The sequence below is a fragment of the Nocardiopsis alba DSM 43377 genome (assembly GCF_000341225.1).
GTDB lineage: Bacteria > Actinomycetota > Actinomycetes > Streptosporangiales > Streptosporangiaceae > Nocardiopsis > Nocardiopsis alba.
Window position 1 is genome coordinate 102,013 of sequence record NZ_ANAC01000014.1, and the last position, 15,898, is coordinate 117,910.

General features: G+C 69.5%; 14 protein-coding genes. 5 read left to right on the forward strand and 9 right to left on the reverse strand.

The window, feature by feature from the left end:
- Positions 1-57: 57 nt before the first annotated feature.
- From D451_RS0116370 to D451_RS0116385, 4 genes are all read right to left on the reverse strand, one after another.
- Positions 58-321, reverse strand: a complete 264-nt coding sequence (locus D451_RS0116370) for a PLDc N-terminal domain-containing protein (protein ID WP_014911446.1) — start codon at positions 319-321, stop codon at positions 58-60.
- Between the two features lie 278 nt (positions 322-599).
- Positions 600-1,457 (reverse strand): sigma-70 family RNA polymerase sigma factor, encoded by an 858-nt coding sequence (locus D451_RS0116375; RefSeq protein WP_017535225.1) that lies wholly within the window; start codon positions 1,455-1,457, stop codon positions 600-602.
- Positions 1,458-1,721: 264 nt separating this feature from the next.
- Positions 1,722-2,687, reverse strand: coding sequence for a TIGR03557 family F420-dependent LLM class oxidoreductase (locus D451_RS0116380; RefSeq protein WP_026125124.1), 966 nt, complete (start codon positions 2,685-2,687; stop codon positions 1,722-1,724).
- Between the two features lie 43 nt (positions 2,688-2,730).
- A complete protein-coding gene (locus D451_RS0116385; RefSeq protein WP_017535227.1) occupies positions 2,731-3,750 on the reverse strand; it encodes an SDR family NAD(P)-dependent oxidoreductase in 1,020 nt (339 codons plus the stop codon).
- Positions 3,751-3,960: 210 nt separating this feature from the next.
- On the opposite strand from D451_RS0116385, the gene D451_RS0116390 reads away from it, so the two are divergent.
- The 4 genes from D451_RS0116390 to D451_RS0116405 all read left to right on the forward strand — a co-directional run bounded on the left by D451_RS0116390 (position 3,961) and on the right by D451_RS0116405 (position 9,113).
- Complete coding sequence (locus D451_RS0116390) at positions 3,961-5,253, forward strand: ATP-grasp domain-containing protein (RefSeq protein WP_017535228.1); 1,293 nt, start codon at positions 3,961-3,963, stop codon at positions 5,251-5,253.
- A 16-nt stretch (positions 5,254-5,269) separates the two neighbouring features.
- Complete coding sequence (locus D451_RS0116395; protein ID WP_017535229.1) at positions 5,270-7,294, forward strand: CocE/NonD family hydrolase; 2,025 nt, start codon at positions 5,270-5,272, stop codon at positions 7,292-7,294.
- Positions 7,295-7,404: 110 nt separating this feature from the next.
- Positions 7,405-8,715 carry a cytochrome P450 gene (locus D451_RS0116400; protein WP_234305963.1) on the forward strand — a complete coding sequence of 437 codons (1,311 nt, stop codon included), beginning with the start codon at positions 7,405-7,407 and terminating at the stop codon, positions 8,713-8,715.
- Complete coding sequence (locus tag D451_RS0116405) at positions 8,712-9,113, forward strand: four-helix bundle copper-binding protein (RefSeq protein ID WP_014908409.1); 402 nt, start codon at positions 8,712-8,714, stop codon at positions 9,111-9,113. The genes D451_RS0116400 and D451_RS0116405 overlap by 4 nt, the downstream gene beginning before the upstream one ends.
- Positions 9,114-9,146: 33 nt before the next feature.
- On the opposite strand, the gene D451_RS0116410 is transcribed toward D451_RS0116405, so the two are convergent.
- The 3 genes from D451_RS0116410 to D451_RS0116420 all read right to left on the reverse strand — a co-directional run bounded on the left by D451_RS0116410 (position 9,147) and on the right by D451_RS0116420 (position 11,390).
- On the reverse strand, positions 9,147-10,082 hold the full coding sequence (locus tag D451_RS0116410) for a serine/threonine kinase (protein WP_081616092.1): 936 nt from the start codon (positions 10,080-10,082) through the stop codon (positions 9,147-9,149).
- Positions 10,083-10,244: 162 nt separating this feature from the next.
- Positions 10,245-11,060, reverse strand: a complete 816-nt coding sequence (locus tag D451_RS0116415; RefSeq protein WP_017535231.1) for an ABC transporter ATP-binding protein — start codon at positions 11,058-11,060, stop codon at positions 10,245-10,247.
- Positions 11,061-11,126: 66 nt separating this feature from the next.
- On the reverse strand, positions 11,127-11,390 hold the full coding sequence (locus D451_RS0116420) for a hypothetical protein (protein ID WP_017535232.1): 264 nt from the start codon (positions 11,388-11,390) through the stop codon (positions 11,127-11,129).
- 74 nt (positions 11,391-11,464) lie between these two features.
- Here D451_RS0116420 and D451_RS0116425 point away from each other — a divergent pair, with 74 nt between their 5' ends.
- Complete coding sequence (locus D451_RS0116425) at positions 11,465-14,029, forward strand: NACHT domain-containing protein (protein ID WP_152472902.1); 2,565 nt, start codon at positions 11,465-11,467, stop codon at positions 14,027-14,029.
- Here D451_RS0116425 and D451_RS28295 read toward each other — a convergent pair.
- Together D451_RS28295 and purB are read right to left on the reverse strand one after the other, a co-directional pair.
- A complete protein-coding gene (locus D451_RS28295) occupies positions 14,026-14,196 on the reverse strand; it encodes a hypothetical protein (RefSeq protein WP_017535234.1) in 171 nt (56 codons plus the stop codon). The genes D451_RS0116425 and D451_RS28295 overlap by 4 nt on opposite strands.
- A gap of 161 nt (positions 14,197-14,357) precedes the next feature.
- Complete coding sequence (gene purB / locus D451_RS0116435) at positions 14,358-15,788, reverse strand: adenylosuccinate lyase (RefSeq protein WP_014912533.1); 1,431 nt, start codon at positions 15,786-15,788, stop codon at positions 14,358-14,360.
- Positions 15,789-15,898: the final 110 nt, after the last annotated feature.

Below are 15,898 nucleotides of genomic sequence, written 5' to 3' on the forward strand. Positions count from 1 at the left end.
ATCGTCCCGACCGCCGCTCGTTCGGCGTGCCGTGCCCCCGCTCAGGGGAGGGGGAGGTCAGCGGTAGTAGGCGGGGCGGCTCCGGCTCCGACTGCGGCCGATGAGGAACCACAGGAGCGCGCCGATCACCGGTGCGAGGATGACCAGGATCAGCCAGACGATCTTCATGCCCCCGTCCAGCTGAGAGAAGAGGATGCTGAAGACCGCGGCGACGACCAGTCCGACCACCGCGAGGAAGCCCAGGACCACCAGAGCGCCCAGCACGATGGCGATCAGGGTCTCGTCGGTGGCGCCGCTCAGCATGTTCACGACCGTCGTCATGTTCGGGGTCCTTCTCCGTTCGATCGGCGGTCCGTATCTCGGCCGCCGGGTACGTGGACCACGTTAGGTTCGCGTCACCCTCCGCCACATCCGCCTGCGGGACCCCATGCGCGCACTCCTTCGAAGGCGGCCGGGCGGGCGGGCGCGTCTCCATGGTCGAGGGGAGGGGCCGACTTTCGTCGATGCCCTTCGGCTGAGCTGGGAGAACGCTCCAGGTCGCGGGAGGTGGGGTCGGGTCGTCCGAATGGACGACCCCCTGGGCCGAATGGAGGAGGGGGTCATACGCGGGGTCGCCCGGGACGGCCGGCGGGCGGAGGGTCCTCCTCGGTCAACTCTCGACGGAGTCTGCTCAGCGCCCCCGAGAGGAGCCGGGAGACGTGCATCTGGGAACAGCCCACCTCCTCGGCGATACGGTCCTGTTTCCACTCGTCGAAGAAACGGCGCTTCAGGATGTGCCGTTCTCGAGAGGGGAGCCTCCGGAGGGCGGAGCACGCCGACACACGATCGACCACGAGGCCGAGTTCGTGGTCCTCTACACCCAGATACCGGTGCCAGGAGATGGAGGTGTCCTGCCCGTGGGGTTCGGGGCCGTCCAGGGAGAGCGTGTTGTAGGCCTCCGAGACCAGGAGGATCTCTTCGACGTCCTTGACCTCCAGTCCCATCTCCCGGGCGATCTCGGCGTTGGACGGGGTGCGGGCCAGCCGCTGTTCCAGTTCTCTCCGCGCACGTCGCATACGGGGTCGGCGGGATTGGGGGTCCCGGGGGGTGTGGACCGCCCACGTGTGGTCGCGGAAGTGGCGTTTGATCTCCCCGGTGACCGTGGGCAGAAGGTAGGAGATGAAGGCCCCGCCCCGCTCGGGAACGTAGCCGCGAATGGCCTTGGCCAGCCCCAGATGGGCGGTCTGTCGTAGGTCCTCGACGTCCTCGCCCCGACCTCGATAACGGTGGGCGATCCGGTTCAGTAGCGGCCCGTAGTGCGCCATGACGCGCTCACGCAGGCGCACGGCCAGCGGATCCTCCTGATCCAGCTCCATCAACACGGAGAGCAGTTCCTCGGCGGAGGCCTCCGCCGAAGGTTCGCGGGGCGCTTCGCCATCGGAGTCGCGCTCTTCCCTCGTGGGTGCGGTGGCGCTCACTGACGAGTGCATCTGGAGCCTCCCGGTCCATCGGTGTACGAATCGACTCTCGACGGGTCGGTCGACGTGACGTCGCCGGCCGTACGCCCCCGCCGCCGTCCGGTGATGGCGGGGGATGAGGACGGCACGGAGGCGTCGAGAGCGACGATGCCCGGGTTCCAGGGGCGGGAAAACACCGATGTCCGGTTTTGAGCGACTCTTGCTGCCACATTGGCCCCGTCGAGGGCCGCGCGTGGGCACCCGTCGGTAAGGGGGCGCGGCTCTCTAGGAACCGGAGGCGCGGAGCCGGGGCAGGACCTCTCTCGCGTAGAAGTCGAAGAAACCGTCCTGGTCGTCGCCCACCTGGCAGACGTAGACCTCGTCCGCGCCCGCCTCCAGGTAGGGCTCGAACGCGGCGACGTGCTCTTCCGGATCGGGACCGCAGGGAACCTGCTCGGCCACCATCTCCGGGGTGACCAGGCCCGAGGTGAGCTGTTCGAAGTGGCGGGGCGAGGGCAGCAGTTGTGAGGCCTCCCCGACCAGGGCCTCGGTGGGCCAACGCTCGTACGCGGTACGCACCGCCTCCCCCTCGTCCTCGGCCCAGCACACCTTGAGCCCGCCTTGGACCGGGCCCCTGCCTCCCTGCTCTCGAAAGTCCGCGATCGTGTCCGGGGCCGGGGACACCTGCACCAGGCCGTCCGCTACCCGGGCCGCCAGAGCGGTGGCCTTGGGCCCGAACGCGGACACGTACACCTTCGGCGGTTCCTCGGGGAGCGTGTACAGACGCGCGGTGTCCACGGTGTAGAACTCGCCCCGATGGCTGACCGTGCCGCCCTCCCAGAGCCGGCGCATCACCTCGATGGACTCCTCCAACATGGCGAGCCGCCGGGCCGCGTGCGGCCAGGGATCGCCGAGGATGTGCTCGTTGAGCGCCTCGCCCGTACCGACGCCCAGAACGAAGCCGGCGTCCGTCATGGCGGCGGCCGTGGCCGCGGCCTGGGCCACGACGGCCGGGTGGATCCGGGTCGTCGGGCAGGTGACGGCGGTGGTCACCGGCAGTGAGGTGACCTGTCCGATCGCGCCGACCACCGACCACACGAACGAACTCTGCCCCTGCGAGTCCAGCCAGGGATGATAGTGATCGGAGATCCACAGCGCGTCGAACCCGGCCTCCTCGGCGGCCCGTGCCTGCCGGACCAGCTCCTTGGGGCCGTGCTCCTCGCTCGCGAGGAAGTATCCGAAACGTGTCATGTCGTCCTCCCGGTTCAGGGATGGTCGATGTTCACCGTGCCGGTCACCGTCGCGCCCCGACACCGCGCGTCTGTCGGGTGCGGGACACCTGGTTGAGCCTGTGGGCCGCCCGTTCGTTGAGGAAGGTCACCACGCCCACCGCGCGCCCCTTGAGGCTGCGTGCGGCCTCCGAACCCGGAAGCTCCCGCGGCTCGCTCGGAATGTCGGGCCACACGCGTCCTATCAGGCGCATCGACGCTTGGACGAGTCCCGGGGCCAGGCCGTGGGCGGCCATGCCCAGCCGGGCCGCGGGGGTCAGAACGAGGAAGCCCCGGCGCCGCTCGACCGCGTCGGCGATCCGACGCGCGGCCCTCCCGGCGCCCACGCTCAGCAGCGGCAGCCCCGCGAGAAGGGCGAACCACGCGTACTCGCGTTCGGGCGAGCCGTCGAACACCGCCCCCCGATGTGATCCGGTGCGCATCAGCCCCGGCACCACCGTGGTGACGCGCACCCCGGTCCCCGCGCTCTCGGCCGCCAGGGATTCCGACAGGGCCGCCTCCGCGTGCTTGGCCACCGTGTAGGGCATCAGGTGCGGGACGGACAGGTAGGCGCCGATGGAGGTGATGGTCACGATCCTCCCGCCGCTCTCGCGCAGCGGGTCGAACGCGGCGCGGACCAGCCGCAGCGGTCCCAGGAACATGGAGTCCAGGGCCTGCGCGAAGTGCTCCTCGGTCAGGGTCTCCCAGGGGCCCACCCGCATGATCCCCGCGTTGAGCACGAGGACGTCCAAACGGCCGAAGCGGGCGACCACCTCCTCGGGAAGGACCTCGACCTCCTCCGGGACGGTCACGTCGCACACCACCCCCTGGGCGTCGATCCCCTGCGAGGTGAGCTCGGCCACGGCCCGGGTCAGGCGCTCCCGTCCCCGGGCGCAGATCGCCACCGAGGCGCCGCGTCCGCCGAACTCGTGGGCCAGACGTAATCCGAGGCCGCGCGAGCCCCCGGTCACGAGTACGACCTCTCCGTCCATGCGTCGGGACCGTCTCCGCGCGGGCGGAGCCGGGAAGGTCGTCGGACCGCGCATCGCCGTCTCCGTTCGGTCGGGTGGGCGGACGGTGGATGTGGGAGTACGGCTACCCGAGGTAGGCGTCGTGGAAACGGCGGGTCGGAGAGGTGACGAGGCCCGAAGGAATTCGTGCGGTCGGTACGTATGAGACGCATGTGACCCGGGTAGTCGCGTTGACAGGCTCCCTCCCGAACGTCCAGGACCACGTGCGAAGGGCGGTGCAAGGCCATGAAGAACGTGTTCGTCATGGGCATGGACGAACGTAACCACGACCTGTTGAGAAGAACCCCGACCGGGAGGGACTGCCGATTCCATCGCCTGTTGAGCATCGAGGAGCTCCAGATCGGCGAGATCGACATCGAACGGACCCTCGACGCCGCTCGAAGGGTGCTCGACGACTTCGACGGGCCCGTGGACGCCATCATCGGCTACCGAGACTTTCCCATCACCCTGCTCGTACCGATCCTGTGCGCCGAACGCGGCCTGCCCGGACCCGATCTGGAGGCTGTCGTCCGTTGCGAGCACAAGTACTGGAGCAGGTTCCTCCAGGCGGAGGTGACCGACGCCCACCCGCCCTTCGCCCTGGTCGACCTGGATCTCGACGATCCCCGGCCGGGCGTGGAGTATCCGCTGTGGATGAAGCCCATCAAGTCGGCCTCCTCCGAACTGGCCTTCCGGGTGGAGGACGACCGGGGCCTGGCCCGTGCGGTCGAGCTCCTGAGGGAGGGGATCGACCGGCTCTCCCGCCCCTTCGAGAGCGTCATGGAACGGGTGGATCCGCCCGAGAAGGTCGCCGAGGCCGGTCGGCATCACTGCCTGGCCGAGGGGGCTCTGCACGGGGTCCAGATCGCCGTCGAGGGATACGTGTACCGGGGGAGGGCCGTCGTGTACGCGGTGCTGGACTCCGTCGACTTCCCCGGCACCCCGGTCTTCCTGCGACACCAGTACCCCTCGGCGATGCCGGACGAGATACGACGGCGCCTCGTCGACATCGCCGAACGGGTCGTCGAACACCACGGATTGGACTCCACGACGTTCAGTGTCGAGTTCTTCTACGACCCGATCGAGGATCGGATCGGCATCGTGGAGATCAACCCCCGACATTCCCAGAGCCACACCGCCCTGTTCGAACTCGTGGACGGGGTGGCCAACCACGAACGCATGCTCCGCCTGGCGATGGGGGAGGACCCCGACCTCTCCGACGTCGGGGAGAAGGGATACCCGGTGGCCGCCGAGTGGTACCACCGCCGGTTCCGGGACGGCGTGGTCTCCCGGGTTCCCACCACGGAGGAGGTACGGGCGTTGGAGAGGACCCTGCCCGGCGTGCGGATCCAGATCGTGCCGGAGGCGGGTCGGCGTCTCTCCGACATGTTCGCTCAGGACGGCTACAGCTACGAACTGGCCAAGGTCGTCACCGGGGGCGAGGACGAACTGGAGATCCAGGCCAAGTACGAACGCTGCGTCAAGGCCCTCCGGTTCGAGTTCGAGGACGAGACGGTCCGGGGCGGCGACATCGTGTGACGGGAGGAGGTCCCCTATGCGGTGGGTGGAACGGACACCCCACGAGATCCGGACCGAGGAGTACGTCCGGATCCCCATGTCGGACGGTGTGACCCTGGCCGGACGGCTGTGGCTGCCCCGCGACGCCGAACGCCGGCCCGTACCCGCCGTCCTCGAATACATTCCCTACCGGCGCAGGGATCTGACGGCGGTGCGCGACTCGATGCACCACCCCTATATCGCCGGCCACGGCTACGCCTGCGTACGAGTCGACCTGCGCGGCACCGGGGACTCCGAAGGGGTGCTCACCGACGAGTACCTCGAACGCGAACAGCGGGACGCCGAGGAGGTACTGGCCTGGTTGGCCGAACGCCCCTGGTGTGACGGTTCCACCGCGATGATGGGGCTGTCCTGGGGAGGTTTCGCCGCGCTCCAAGTGGCCGCGCGCCGCCCCGAGAGCCTGCGCGCCATCGCCGCCTCCTCCTTCACCGACGACCGTTACGGCGACGACTTCCACTACATGGGCGGCTGTCTGCTCTCGGACAACCTGGCCGAGTCCGGTACGACCTTCGCCTACGCCACCTGCCCGCCCGACCCCGAGATCGTCGGCCCCGCATGGCGGCGCATGTGGCTGGAACGGTTGGAGGCCAACAGGCCCTGGGTCGTGGAATGGCTACGGCATCAGCGCAGGGACGACTATTGGCGGCACGCGTCCGTGTGTGAGGACTACGGCGATCTCCGCTGTCCGGTCCTGGCCTCCAGCGGTTGGGCGGACGGCTACTCCAACGCCGTACTCCGCCTCTTGGAGCACTCGGACGCTCCGGTCAAGGGGTTGGTGGGCCCGTGGTCGCACCGATATCCGCACATGGGGTACCCCGGCCCGGCGATCGGCTATCTCCAAGAGGTGGTCCGCTGGTTCGACCACTGGACCAAGGGCAGGGACAACGGCGTCGACCGGGAGACCGGACTCTGGGCCTGGATGCAGGAGAGCGTTCCGCCCTCCACCTCCTACGTGGAACGTCCCGGACGTTGGGTCCACGAACCCGGGCGGCCCTCCGCGGGGGTCGAGGACCACGCCCTCTCCCTCTCCGAGTACCGCCTCCTTCCCTTGGAGGAACGGAGGAACATCACGACGCGGACCGTGCGCTCGCCGCTGTCCGTCGGGCAGTTCGCCGGAAAGTGGGCCTCCTACAGCGCCCCGCCCGACCTGCCCTATGACCAGCGGGAGGAGGACGGCGGTTCCCTGGTCTTCGACACCGAACCCCTGGAGGGGCGATTGGAGATCCTGGGCGCGGCCCGAGTGGTCGCCGAGCTCTCCGTGACCGAACCGGTCGCGATGGTCGCGGCCCGCCTGTGCGACGTCGCTCCCGACGGCGCCGCCACCCGGGTGACCTACGGTCTGCTCAACCTGACCCACCGGGAGGGGCACGAACACCCCCGTCCACTGGTGCCGGGGGAGCGCTACCGCGTCGAGATCACCATGAACGGGGTCGCCCAGGTCTTCCCGCCCGGACACCGGATCCGACTCTCCCTGTCGACCTCCTATTGGCCGCTGGCCTGGCCGCCACCGCGGCCGGTCCTGCTCTCGGTCCACCCGGAGGGGAGCTCCCTCGTCCTGCCGGTCCGCCCCGAGAGGGCGGACGGCACCGACGGTCTGGACGGGTTCGGGACGCCCGAGGCGGTTCCGCCGATCCCGAGCACCCGCCGGCGTCCGGGCGACCACCGCTGGTCGGTCCACCGGGACATGGCCACCGACCGCTTCTCCCTGGAGATCCTCAAGGACGGAGGAATCCTGCACTTGGACGACATCGACCTCGACATGACCAGGAAGGCCCACGAGGTCTACGAGGCGGTGGGGGAGGACCACACGTCGGTGAGCGGGCGCACCGCGTGGACGATGCGCTTCTCCAGAGGGGGCTGGCACACCAGGACCGAGACGTGCACGGTCCTGGACTGCACCGAGGACGAGTTCAGGGTCCACGCCACCCTCGACGCCTACGAGTCGGGGGAGCGGATCTTCTCACGGGAGTGGACCGAGCACATCCCCCGGGACCACGTATGAGCCGGCGCGTGGACGAGGGACGACCGGAGCCGCGAAGGGCGGAGGAGAGCATGGGCGGAGAACGACGCCGAAGCACGAGGGGCACGACCCCGGCCGAGACCGCGAGGGTCGTGACGTCCGTGCTCGCGCCCACGGTGGCCCGCGGCGTCATCGTGCGCCGACCCGTGGGCGAGGCCCTCGTCTCCGCGCTCGACCTCGATCGCGGCCTCGTCTCCACCCTGCGCTCCCTGAGAGAACGGTACGGGGACGACCCGCTTCCCCTGGATCACCTGGGCCGCAGCGCGGCCCTGGTCCTGAACCCGGAGGACGTGCGCACCCTGCTCCGCGGTACCCCGGACCCGTTCTCGCCCGGAGGGGCGGAGAAACGGGGCGCGCTCTCCCACTTCCAACCCCATGGCGCCCTCATCTCCCGAGGAGGGCCCCGAGCCCTGAGACGGGAGGCCAACGAAGAGGCCCTGGCCCTGGGACGGGCGGTCCACCCCGACGCCGACGCCATCGCCGGACACGCGGAGGAGGAGGCCCGAACCCTGGTGGCGGCGCTGCGCGGGGCCCGAGGCGCGGGCTCCGAGCTGGACTGGTCGCGCTTTTCCCAAAGCTTCGACGCCCTGGCGCGCAGGGTGGTCTTCGGCGCCTTCGCCGCCGAGGATCGGCGCACCACCGGACTCCTCAAGACGTTGAGGTCACGGGCCAACTGGTCGTACCTGGCCCCGGTGTCGGAGCGGACCAGACGGACCTTCCTGGACCGGGTCCGTGAGAACGTCGATCGGGCCGCCACCGACTCCCTCGCCGCCCGCCTGGGCCGCCCCGGCTCAGAGGAGCACCCCGAGGATCAGGTGGCCCATTGGCTGTTCGCCTTCGACGCCGCGGCCGTCGCCACCTACCGCGCGTTGGCCCTGCTGACCTGTGCCGGACCGGCCGCCGACGCCGCGCGCGACGAGGGACTCACCGAGACGGGGAACGACCTCCCCCTGCTGCGCGCCACCCTGCGCGAGTCGGTCCGCCTGTGGCCCACCACCCTCGTGGTGATCAGAGAGAGCACCAGGGAGACGACCTGGCGCGAGGGGACCTTCCCCGAGGGCACGGCCTTCCTGATGATGAGCTCCTACTTCCACCGGGATTCCGCTCGCACGCCCTACGCGGACACGTTCGACCCCGAGATCTGGCGGGACGGCCGGGCCGAACGCGACCCCGGGATCCTCCCCTTCGGTTACGGCCCCGCAGGCTGTCCGGGGCGCGACCTGGTGCCGCTGACGGTCTCCCTCTTCCTGCGCTCGCTGATCCGGAACGGCCCGCCGCGCAGGGCGGACGACGGGCCGCCCCTGCGCTACCGGGGGCTCCCCGCCTCCCTCGACCACTTCGCCCTGCGCTTCTCCTATCCGGACGTGTCCATGAAGAACGAGACGGGAGGTATCGCCCCATGAGCGTCATCGGAAGGATGCTGTACGCCCACCCGGACGACCCCGAGGGCGTGGGAGGGAAGGTGAGCGCCGCGGTGGAGGCCGCCGACGACTGCGCCCATGTCTGCGTGGTGTGCGCCGACGCCTGTATGCGCGAGGAGGACGCGGCCGACCTGATCTCCTGCGCCCGATCCGATCTGGACTGCGCCGACCTGTGCGAGGCCACCACCCGGATCCTGGTCCGGCGTACCGCGGAGGAGGACGGCTTCGTCTCGGCGGTCCTGGAGGCCTGCGCCCAGGCCTGTGACCGGTGCGCCGACGAATGCGAACGGCACGCCGCCGCGCACGAGCACTGTCGTCTCTGCGCGGAGGCGTGCCGCCGGTGCGCCACGGCCTGCCGGGAACTGCTCGCCGTTCTGTGAGGCTGCTCCGTTCCGGCCCCGAGGGCTCTCGGGTCAGGCGGAACGCCAGCGGAACCGGGAGTCCTCGGCGGTGGTGGTGCACTGCATGAGCGTCCCGTTGTTCGTCCGGCCGAACTGCCAGTGCTGCGAGCAGAAGGACCCGGGGTGGACGCCCTCCACCGGGGCGGGCTCGGGCGCGGGTTCCGGATCCGGCGCGGGCGCCGGAGCGGGGGCGCTCTCCGGGGTGCTCTCGGGGGCCGGCGCGGGCTCGGGCACGGACTCGGGGGTGGGCTCGGGCTCCGGTTCCGGCTCGGGACTCGGGTCGCCGACCCGCGCCGGGCACTCCTGCCCGGAGGAGACCACGAACAGTTCCACTTCGAGCCCGTCGTCGAACGGGGCGGTCTCCTCGCCCTCGTCCGGACGTTGCGCGCACACGGAGAGATCGGCGGCGTCGGTCGCCGGTGCGTCGACGTCGCCGAAGGCGCTCTCGACCACGACGGTCAGGCCCAGGGACTCGAACCGTTCACGGGCATCGGGGAGGTCCTGCCCCTCGGAGGAGGGGAGGGCGGGCCACTCCTGAGGGTCGGTGTCCTCCTCGGGGCAGTCGACCCCCTCCGGGGCCAGGCCCAGGACGGCGGTGTCGTCGGCGACGTCCTGCGCGCAGACGACCATGGCGGAATGGGTCCACTCGACCTCGTCACCGGAGGCGACGAGCTCCGGCTCGCCCAGGTCGAGGTCGGCCTCCTCCAGAAGCTCCTCGGCCTCCGGCAGGGACAGTCCGACCAGCTCGGGCACGACCTCCTCCACGGGGGAGGGTTCGGCCGCCGATCCCTCCGGGGTGGAGACGAGCATGCCGAGCAGGATCAGCCCGACGAGGCCGATCAGGGCCAGGACGGCGCAGCCGCCGCAGCCCACGCCGACCTTGGCGGCCGTGGACATCTTCCGCGTGGGCGCTCCGGGCGTATGCGGGGGGTGTCGGGGGATGGACATGGGGCTCCGTCTTTCACGAGCGTACGGAGGCGGAGCGGGCGCCAGGGGTGGGAGACCGCCCTGAACAGGGCGATCTCCTCGAGGCTAGCCGACACAAAGGGCATAACGGGCCGGAACGGAAAAAGTCCACCTGAACCGGCCCGAGACGCGGTGCCCCTCGGCTCAGGCCGCGCCCGCACCCTCCAGACGGCGACCGCGCAGCGAACGGGCGTTCCACCGGCCTCCCACGCGCTCGACGCCGATCGGATACCCGAAGGCCCGCGTGATCGTCTCGGTCGTCACCGACTCCTCGACCGGACCGGAGGCCACCACCGCGCCGCCGGAGACGAGCAGCGCGTGGGTCGTCGTCTCGGGAAGCTCCTCCAGATGGTGGGTGACCAGGACCGACGTCGTCTCCGCGGGACCGACCGAAAGATCGTCGAGGGTCTCCAGGAGCCGCTCTCGGGCTGCCAGGTCCAGACCGGTCGTCGGTTCATCGAGGAGCAGCAGACGCGGCTCGGCGATGAGGGCGCGCGCGATCAGGGCCCGGCCCCGCTCACCCTGGGACAGCGTCGGCCACCGCGCGAGGAGACGCTCGGACAGACCCACCTCGCGGATCAGCTCCTCCGCCCTCTCCCGTTGTTCGGGGGCGGGGCTCCACCGGGGCGGCGTCTCGATGGTGCCGGTGATCCCGGTGAGCACCAGCTCCAGCACCGTGAGCGCCGATTCGAGCGGATGCCTCGGGTTCACATGGCCGATCTCGCGCCGCAACTCCTGGACGTCGACACGGCCCAGACGGTGCCCCAGCACGTGGACCGTGCCGGAGGTGGGGTGGGTCCGCGCCCCGCAGAACCCGAGGATCGTGCTCTTGCCCGCGCCGTTGGGGCCCAGGAGCGCCCAGCGCTCACCGGCGTGGACGGTCATGTCGACGCCGTGGAGGATCTCTCGACCCTCCCGGCGGAACGTCACGCCCCGGAGTTCGAGGACGGGGGTGGGCATACGGCTCTCCTTCGGCTGTGGGTCGGCGATGTCGGGCGACCGGTCACGGCCGGCGGACCCCTGTGCTCAGGGCGGGTCGGGGTCCGCCGGGGAGGCGGTGTGGAGGTGGAGCCGGTCGATCCGTCCGACCTGGACGATGGTGCCGCGCCCATCTCCGTGGATCTCGTTCACGACGCTCATGGGCGCCCGTGGCGAGACGTTCCGGGCGTGGAGCCCCGGCCATCGTCGGCCGGCCTTGTGGGCCAGGATCCGGACGAGGAGGTCAGCGATCCCCAGCGCGACCCGGCACAGGAACAGCCCCGCGGCGATGGCCGCGAGGAACCCGAACACGAGCGGTGGGTCGATCGAGGCGAGGAGGTTCCGGGCAGGCTCGGTCGCGGATGGAGACCCCGATAAGAGGGTTCATGGCGATGAGCGTCGTTGCCGTGATCCTCGTGCCCGCCTTTCCGACCGCCCGACGGCGGTCCCGACCAGCCTACAACCGACCCCCCGCCCCCGCCACCCTCCCGAGCGGTCGAAACGCACGATATAGAAGGTTTTGTGTCGGTTGCTGTTTTCATGTTCGATCTGTGGCTGGAGTTTTCCCTGTTGCTTCTCATTTCGAGAAGGGGGAGCGACTTCGCGAGAATCAGGTCATGACTTTTGGAAAGAGGGCGCGGTGGAACTCCAGAGGGATCGCCCTCGTGTCCATCGGGCTGATCGTGCTGTCATCGGCGCTGCTCCTCGTCTTGAACCGGCAGGGGTTGGGGGTCTCCGCCAACGTCGCGCAATTGGTGGCGGTGGCTTTGGCGCTCCCCGGCGTTATCGCTCTGTTGATCGGTTGGCGTCAAGGCTTCCTCCGTCGTGAGGCGCCGACCTCGACCGACCTCGCCGATACCGAGAGCGTGCTCGCCTGGCAGGTGGAGGTACGACTCCGGAACGAGCTCGAGTCGAGACTGCTGTACGACCCCGGTCCCATGCCGGTGCGCTGGAGGTTCACGGTCGATGCGCGTCTCATGGATCGGAACCCCGGTGCTCAAGGGGAGGGCGAGGCCGAATTCGGAGGATCCGACGTAGAGATCGAGGGGATGGTGGAGCGTTTCCTTTCCCTTCCTTTCGGGCGCCTCGCCATTGTGGGAGGGGAGGGCGCCGGTAAGACCACCCTCGCGTTCCAGCTGGCCTTGGGCCTGTTGCATAGCCGCTCCGATGGAGATCCGATCCCGGTTCCACTGTCGATGGACGGATGGGATCCCGGAGCGTATACAACCCTGAACGATTGGCTGATCCATCGACTCAGGCTGGAGTATCCGAACCTGAAGGGGACCGTTCTCGGCGGAAGGGCCGCAGAGTATCTGGTCGAGCGCGGCGCGATCCTTCCGGTGCTCGACGGTTTCGATGAACTTCCGAGAGAGGCGCGCTCCTCCGCCGTCGTCTCGCTGAATCGATCGATGCGGGGTTCTCGCCCACTGATTTTGACGAGCCGGCGGGATGAGTTCCTCGAGGTGATCTCCGATACCGAGAGTGTCCTCTCCTCCACCGCCGTGGTGATGCCCCGCATCCTGCGTTTGGACGATGTGGCGTGCTATCTGGACCGCTGTCTGCGTACTCACCGGCAGAGGGAACAGTGGGAGCCGGTCCTGGCGAGTCTGCGCTCATCTCCTCGTTCGAGGGGCGAGCGAACCCCTTTCCAACAGATCGCCGGTGTCCCCCTGTGGTTGTGGCTCGTGCGTTCCGTCTACCTCGATAGCGGGGCCGACCCCACCCCGCTCTTGGGGAAAGGGCGCTTCGCCACTCGGGAGGCCCTTGAGGAGGAGTTGCTGGAGCGGGTGGTCGAGGCGACCGTCGCGGTCCATCGGGACCGTGGTGAGAGGTACGGAAAAGAGACGCTGCCCTTCCTCACCCGTGAAGGGTACGACGTGGTCCGGGTCCACGATCGCCTGGAGTATCTGGCATGGCTGTTGCGGCATGCCGCGCTCGACGGGCGGCTTCCTCAGGAGAGGGAGCTGGCCTGGTGGCAGGCGGGCCTCCTGGCCTTCCCCGAGGAGGGCGGGTGGTGGTCCAGAGTGCGTTTCCGTGGGTTCCTGGGGGCGCTGATGGGCCTGCACGGTTTCGTCTTCGGTTTCCCGGTGTTCGCGCTTCTCGGGTTGTGGAAGTCGGGGCCCGAGAATGTCCTGCCTGGAGCTCTCCTCGGAGCCCTGCTTCTAGGAGGTGTGAACGCGATCCTCAATACAGTGAGCCTGGAGGAATATCTCTCCTGGTCGAAGAAGGGACCCGGCTACGCGAACGTCGGAATTTCCGGCCGTGCTCGGGAATTGGTCCAGAGCGTCGTGAGAAAAAGTGCACGCGCTGTTCTGGTCTCCTGCTTCATGGGTATCTGGATCGGCTCTATAGCGGGTATGGAGTACGGCTTTCGGGTCGGACTCTCTGTGGGGGCGACCGTTATTTTCGGAATGGTCGTCTTCCTCTCCCCGGTCCTCGGTTTCCTCGGAGGTCTCTTCGAGTGGATGGAGAAGCCGATCCGGGGAGGAAGGATGGTCTCCCCGAGGTCCTCATTGCGGCAGGATCGGGTTCTGAACCTCGTGCGCGGGGCCTCTTGGGGCGTGGCATTAGGTGCCTGTCTAGGTCTTTTGTCCTGGCTCTCTCCGGAGGTGGGACCGGGCCTGGCGATCGCCTCCTTCACCTTCTGCGCCTACCTGTTCGGGGTGAGGAGCATGGTCGGTGGGAAGGAGTTCGCCGCCTGGCCGTCCTACCTCGTGGCTACCTGCCGCTTCGCCTACGAGCGGCGTCTTCCGCGGAACCTCATGGCCTTCCTCGACGATCTGCGCGTCGTCGGGCTTCTACGGGCGGTCGGCCCGGTCTATCGATTCCGCCACGCGCGGCTCCAGGATCACTTGGCCGCGGCGTACGAGAGGAAGAGATCGGCCCGCGGAGAGCGCACAAATGGACCCCTCGAAGCCGAGGCCGAGGGGCTGTTCGTCGGAGGGGGTTAGGAGGGGCGGGAGCCGTCGGGGGAAGGGGGCCGGTCCGAGTGGGCGGCGCGGTCCTCGCGGCGGCGCATGGCCATGTCGGACAGGGCGGCCACTCCGAAGGCGAAGACCATCGCCGTGATCACGCCGAGGGCGGTGAGGGCGGTGTCGAAGGAGGAGGGGTCGATCATGGGGGCTCCTGTCGGAAGACGGTCCGGCACCCCGATCGTAATAGGTGTTAACTTTCAAACCTAGCGTTAACTCTCGTGAGCCGGCTCATACACGGACGGGGCCGTACATACGAAGGGGCCCGTGATCGTCTCCGACCACGGGCCCCTCGCGAAACGCGGTGCTACAGGATGGAGCCCGGCTTGTAGGCGGCGGCCTCGGGGTGGGCGGCCACGACGGCGTCCACGCGGGCCACGACCTCGGCGACCTGGTCGGCGGCGGCACCGGTGAAGGTGATCCGGTCGGCCAGCAGGGCGTCCAGGGCGGCGCGGTCCAAGGGGAAGCGCTCGTCGGCGGCCAGCCGGTCCAGCAGGAGGTTGTCCGCGCCCTCCTGACGCATCGCCAGGGCGGAGGCCACGGCGTGCTCCTTGATGAGCTCGTGCGCGGTCTCACGGCCCACGCCGGCGCGCACGGCCGCCATCAGCATCTTGGTGGTGGCCAGGAACGGCAGGTAGCGGTCCAGCTCGGCGGAGATCACCGCGGGGAAGGCGCCGAACTCGTCCAGGACGGTCAGCATGGTCTCGATCAGGCCGTCGAAGGCGAAGAAGGCGTCCGGCAGCGCGACCCGGCGCACCACCGAGCACGACACGTCGCCCTCGTTCCACTGGTCGCCCGCCAGCTCGCCGGCCATGGAGGCGTAGCCGCGCAGGATCACGGTGAGACCGTTGACCCGCTCACAGGAGCGCGTGTTCATCTTGTGCGGCATGGCCGAGGAGCCCACCTGGCCCTCGGCGAAGCCCTCGGTGACCAGCTCGTGTCCGGCCATCAGGCGGATCGTCTTGGCCAGCGAGGAGGGGCCCGCGGCGAGCTGCACCAGCGTCGTGAGCACCTCGAAGTCCAGCGAGCGCGGGTAGACCTGGCCCACGCTGGTGAACCGCCGCTCGAAGCCCAGGTGGGCGGCGACCTCGTTCTCCAGGGTGGTCAGCGCCTCGCGGTCGCCGCCGAGCAGGTCCAGCATGTCCTGGGCGGTGCCGACCGGACCCTTGATCCCGCGCAGCGGGTAGCGGGCGATCAGCTCCTCCAGCCGTCCGTAGGCGACCAGCACCTCGTCGGCGATCGACGCGAACCGCTTGCCCAGCGTGGTGGCCTGCGCGGCCACGTTGTGGGAGCGGCCCGCCATCACGGTCTCGCCGTACTCGGCGGACAGCCGGCCCAGTCGGGCCAGCAGCGCCACGACGCGGTCGCGCGCCAGAAGGAGGCTGTCGCGGACCTGGAGCTGTTCGACGTTCTCGGTCAGGTCGCGCGAGGTCATGCCCTTGTGCACGTGCTCGTGCCCGGCGAGGGCGTTGAACTCCTCGATGCGCGCCTTGACGTCGTGGCGGGTGATCCGCTCACGTTCGGCGATGGAGGCCGGGTCGACCTGCTCCAGGACCTTCTCGTAGTCCTCGACCACACCGGCCGGGACCTCCACGCCCAGACGCGCCTGGGCGCGCAGTACGGCCAGCCACAGGCGCCGTTCGGCGACCACCTTGTACTCGGGGGACCACAGCCGGGTCAGCTCCGCGGAAGCGTAGCGGGCGGCCAGGACATCGGGGATGACGGGTTTCGCGCTCACGTCAGCTCACCCTACCGTTCTGAACTGCGGGTCCGGTGCCCCACCCGTCCACTCGGGGTAGGGCGCTCCCCACCCCGGATCGGTGGGACCGACGGATGTCCCCGGGCGGG

Coding starts and splice junctions, on each gene's coding strand:
- D451_RS0116415 (WP_017535231.1), bottom strand. CDS start 11,060: ATGCCCACCCCCGTCCTCGAACTCCGGGGCGTGACGTTCCGCCGGGAG.
- D451_RS0116410 (WP_081616092.1), bottom strand. CDS start 10,082: ATGTCCATCCCCCGACACCCCCCGCATACGCCCGGAGCGCCCACGCGG.
- D451_RS28295 (WP_017535234.1), bottom strand. CDS start 14,196: ATGATCGACCCCTCCTCCTTCGACACCGCCCTCACCGCCCTCGGCGTG.
- D451_RS0116405 (WP_014908409.1), top strand. CDS start 8,712: ATGAGCGTCATCGGAAGGATGCTGTACGCCCACCCGGACGACCCCGAG.
- D451_RS0116380 (WP_026125124.1), bottom strand. CDS start 2,687: ATGACACGTTTCGGATACTTCCTCGCGAGCGAGGAGCACGGCCCCAAG.
- D451_RS0116395 (WP_017535229.1), top strand. CDS start 5,270: ATGCGGTGGGTGGAACGGACACCCCACGAGATCCGGACCGAGGAGTAC.
- D451_RS0116390 (WP_017535228.1), top strand. CDS start 3,961: ATGAAGAACGTGTTCGTCATGGGCATGGACGAACGTAACCACGACCTG.
- D451_RS0116370 (WP_014911446.1), bottom strand. CDS start 321: ATGACGACGGTCGTGAACATGCTGAGCGGCGCCACCGACGAGACCCTG.
- D451_RS0116425 (WP_152472902.1), top strand. CDS start 11,465: ATGGCGATGAGCGTCGTTGCCGTGATCCTCGTGCCCGCCTTTCCGACC.
- D451_RS0116385 (WP_017535227.1), bottom strand. CDS start 3,750: ATGCGCGGTCCGACGACCTTCCCGGCTCCGCCCGCGCGGAGACGGTCC.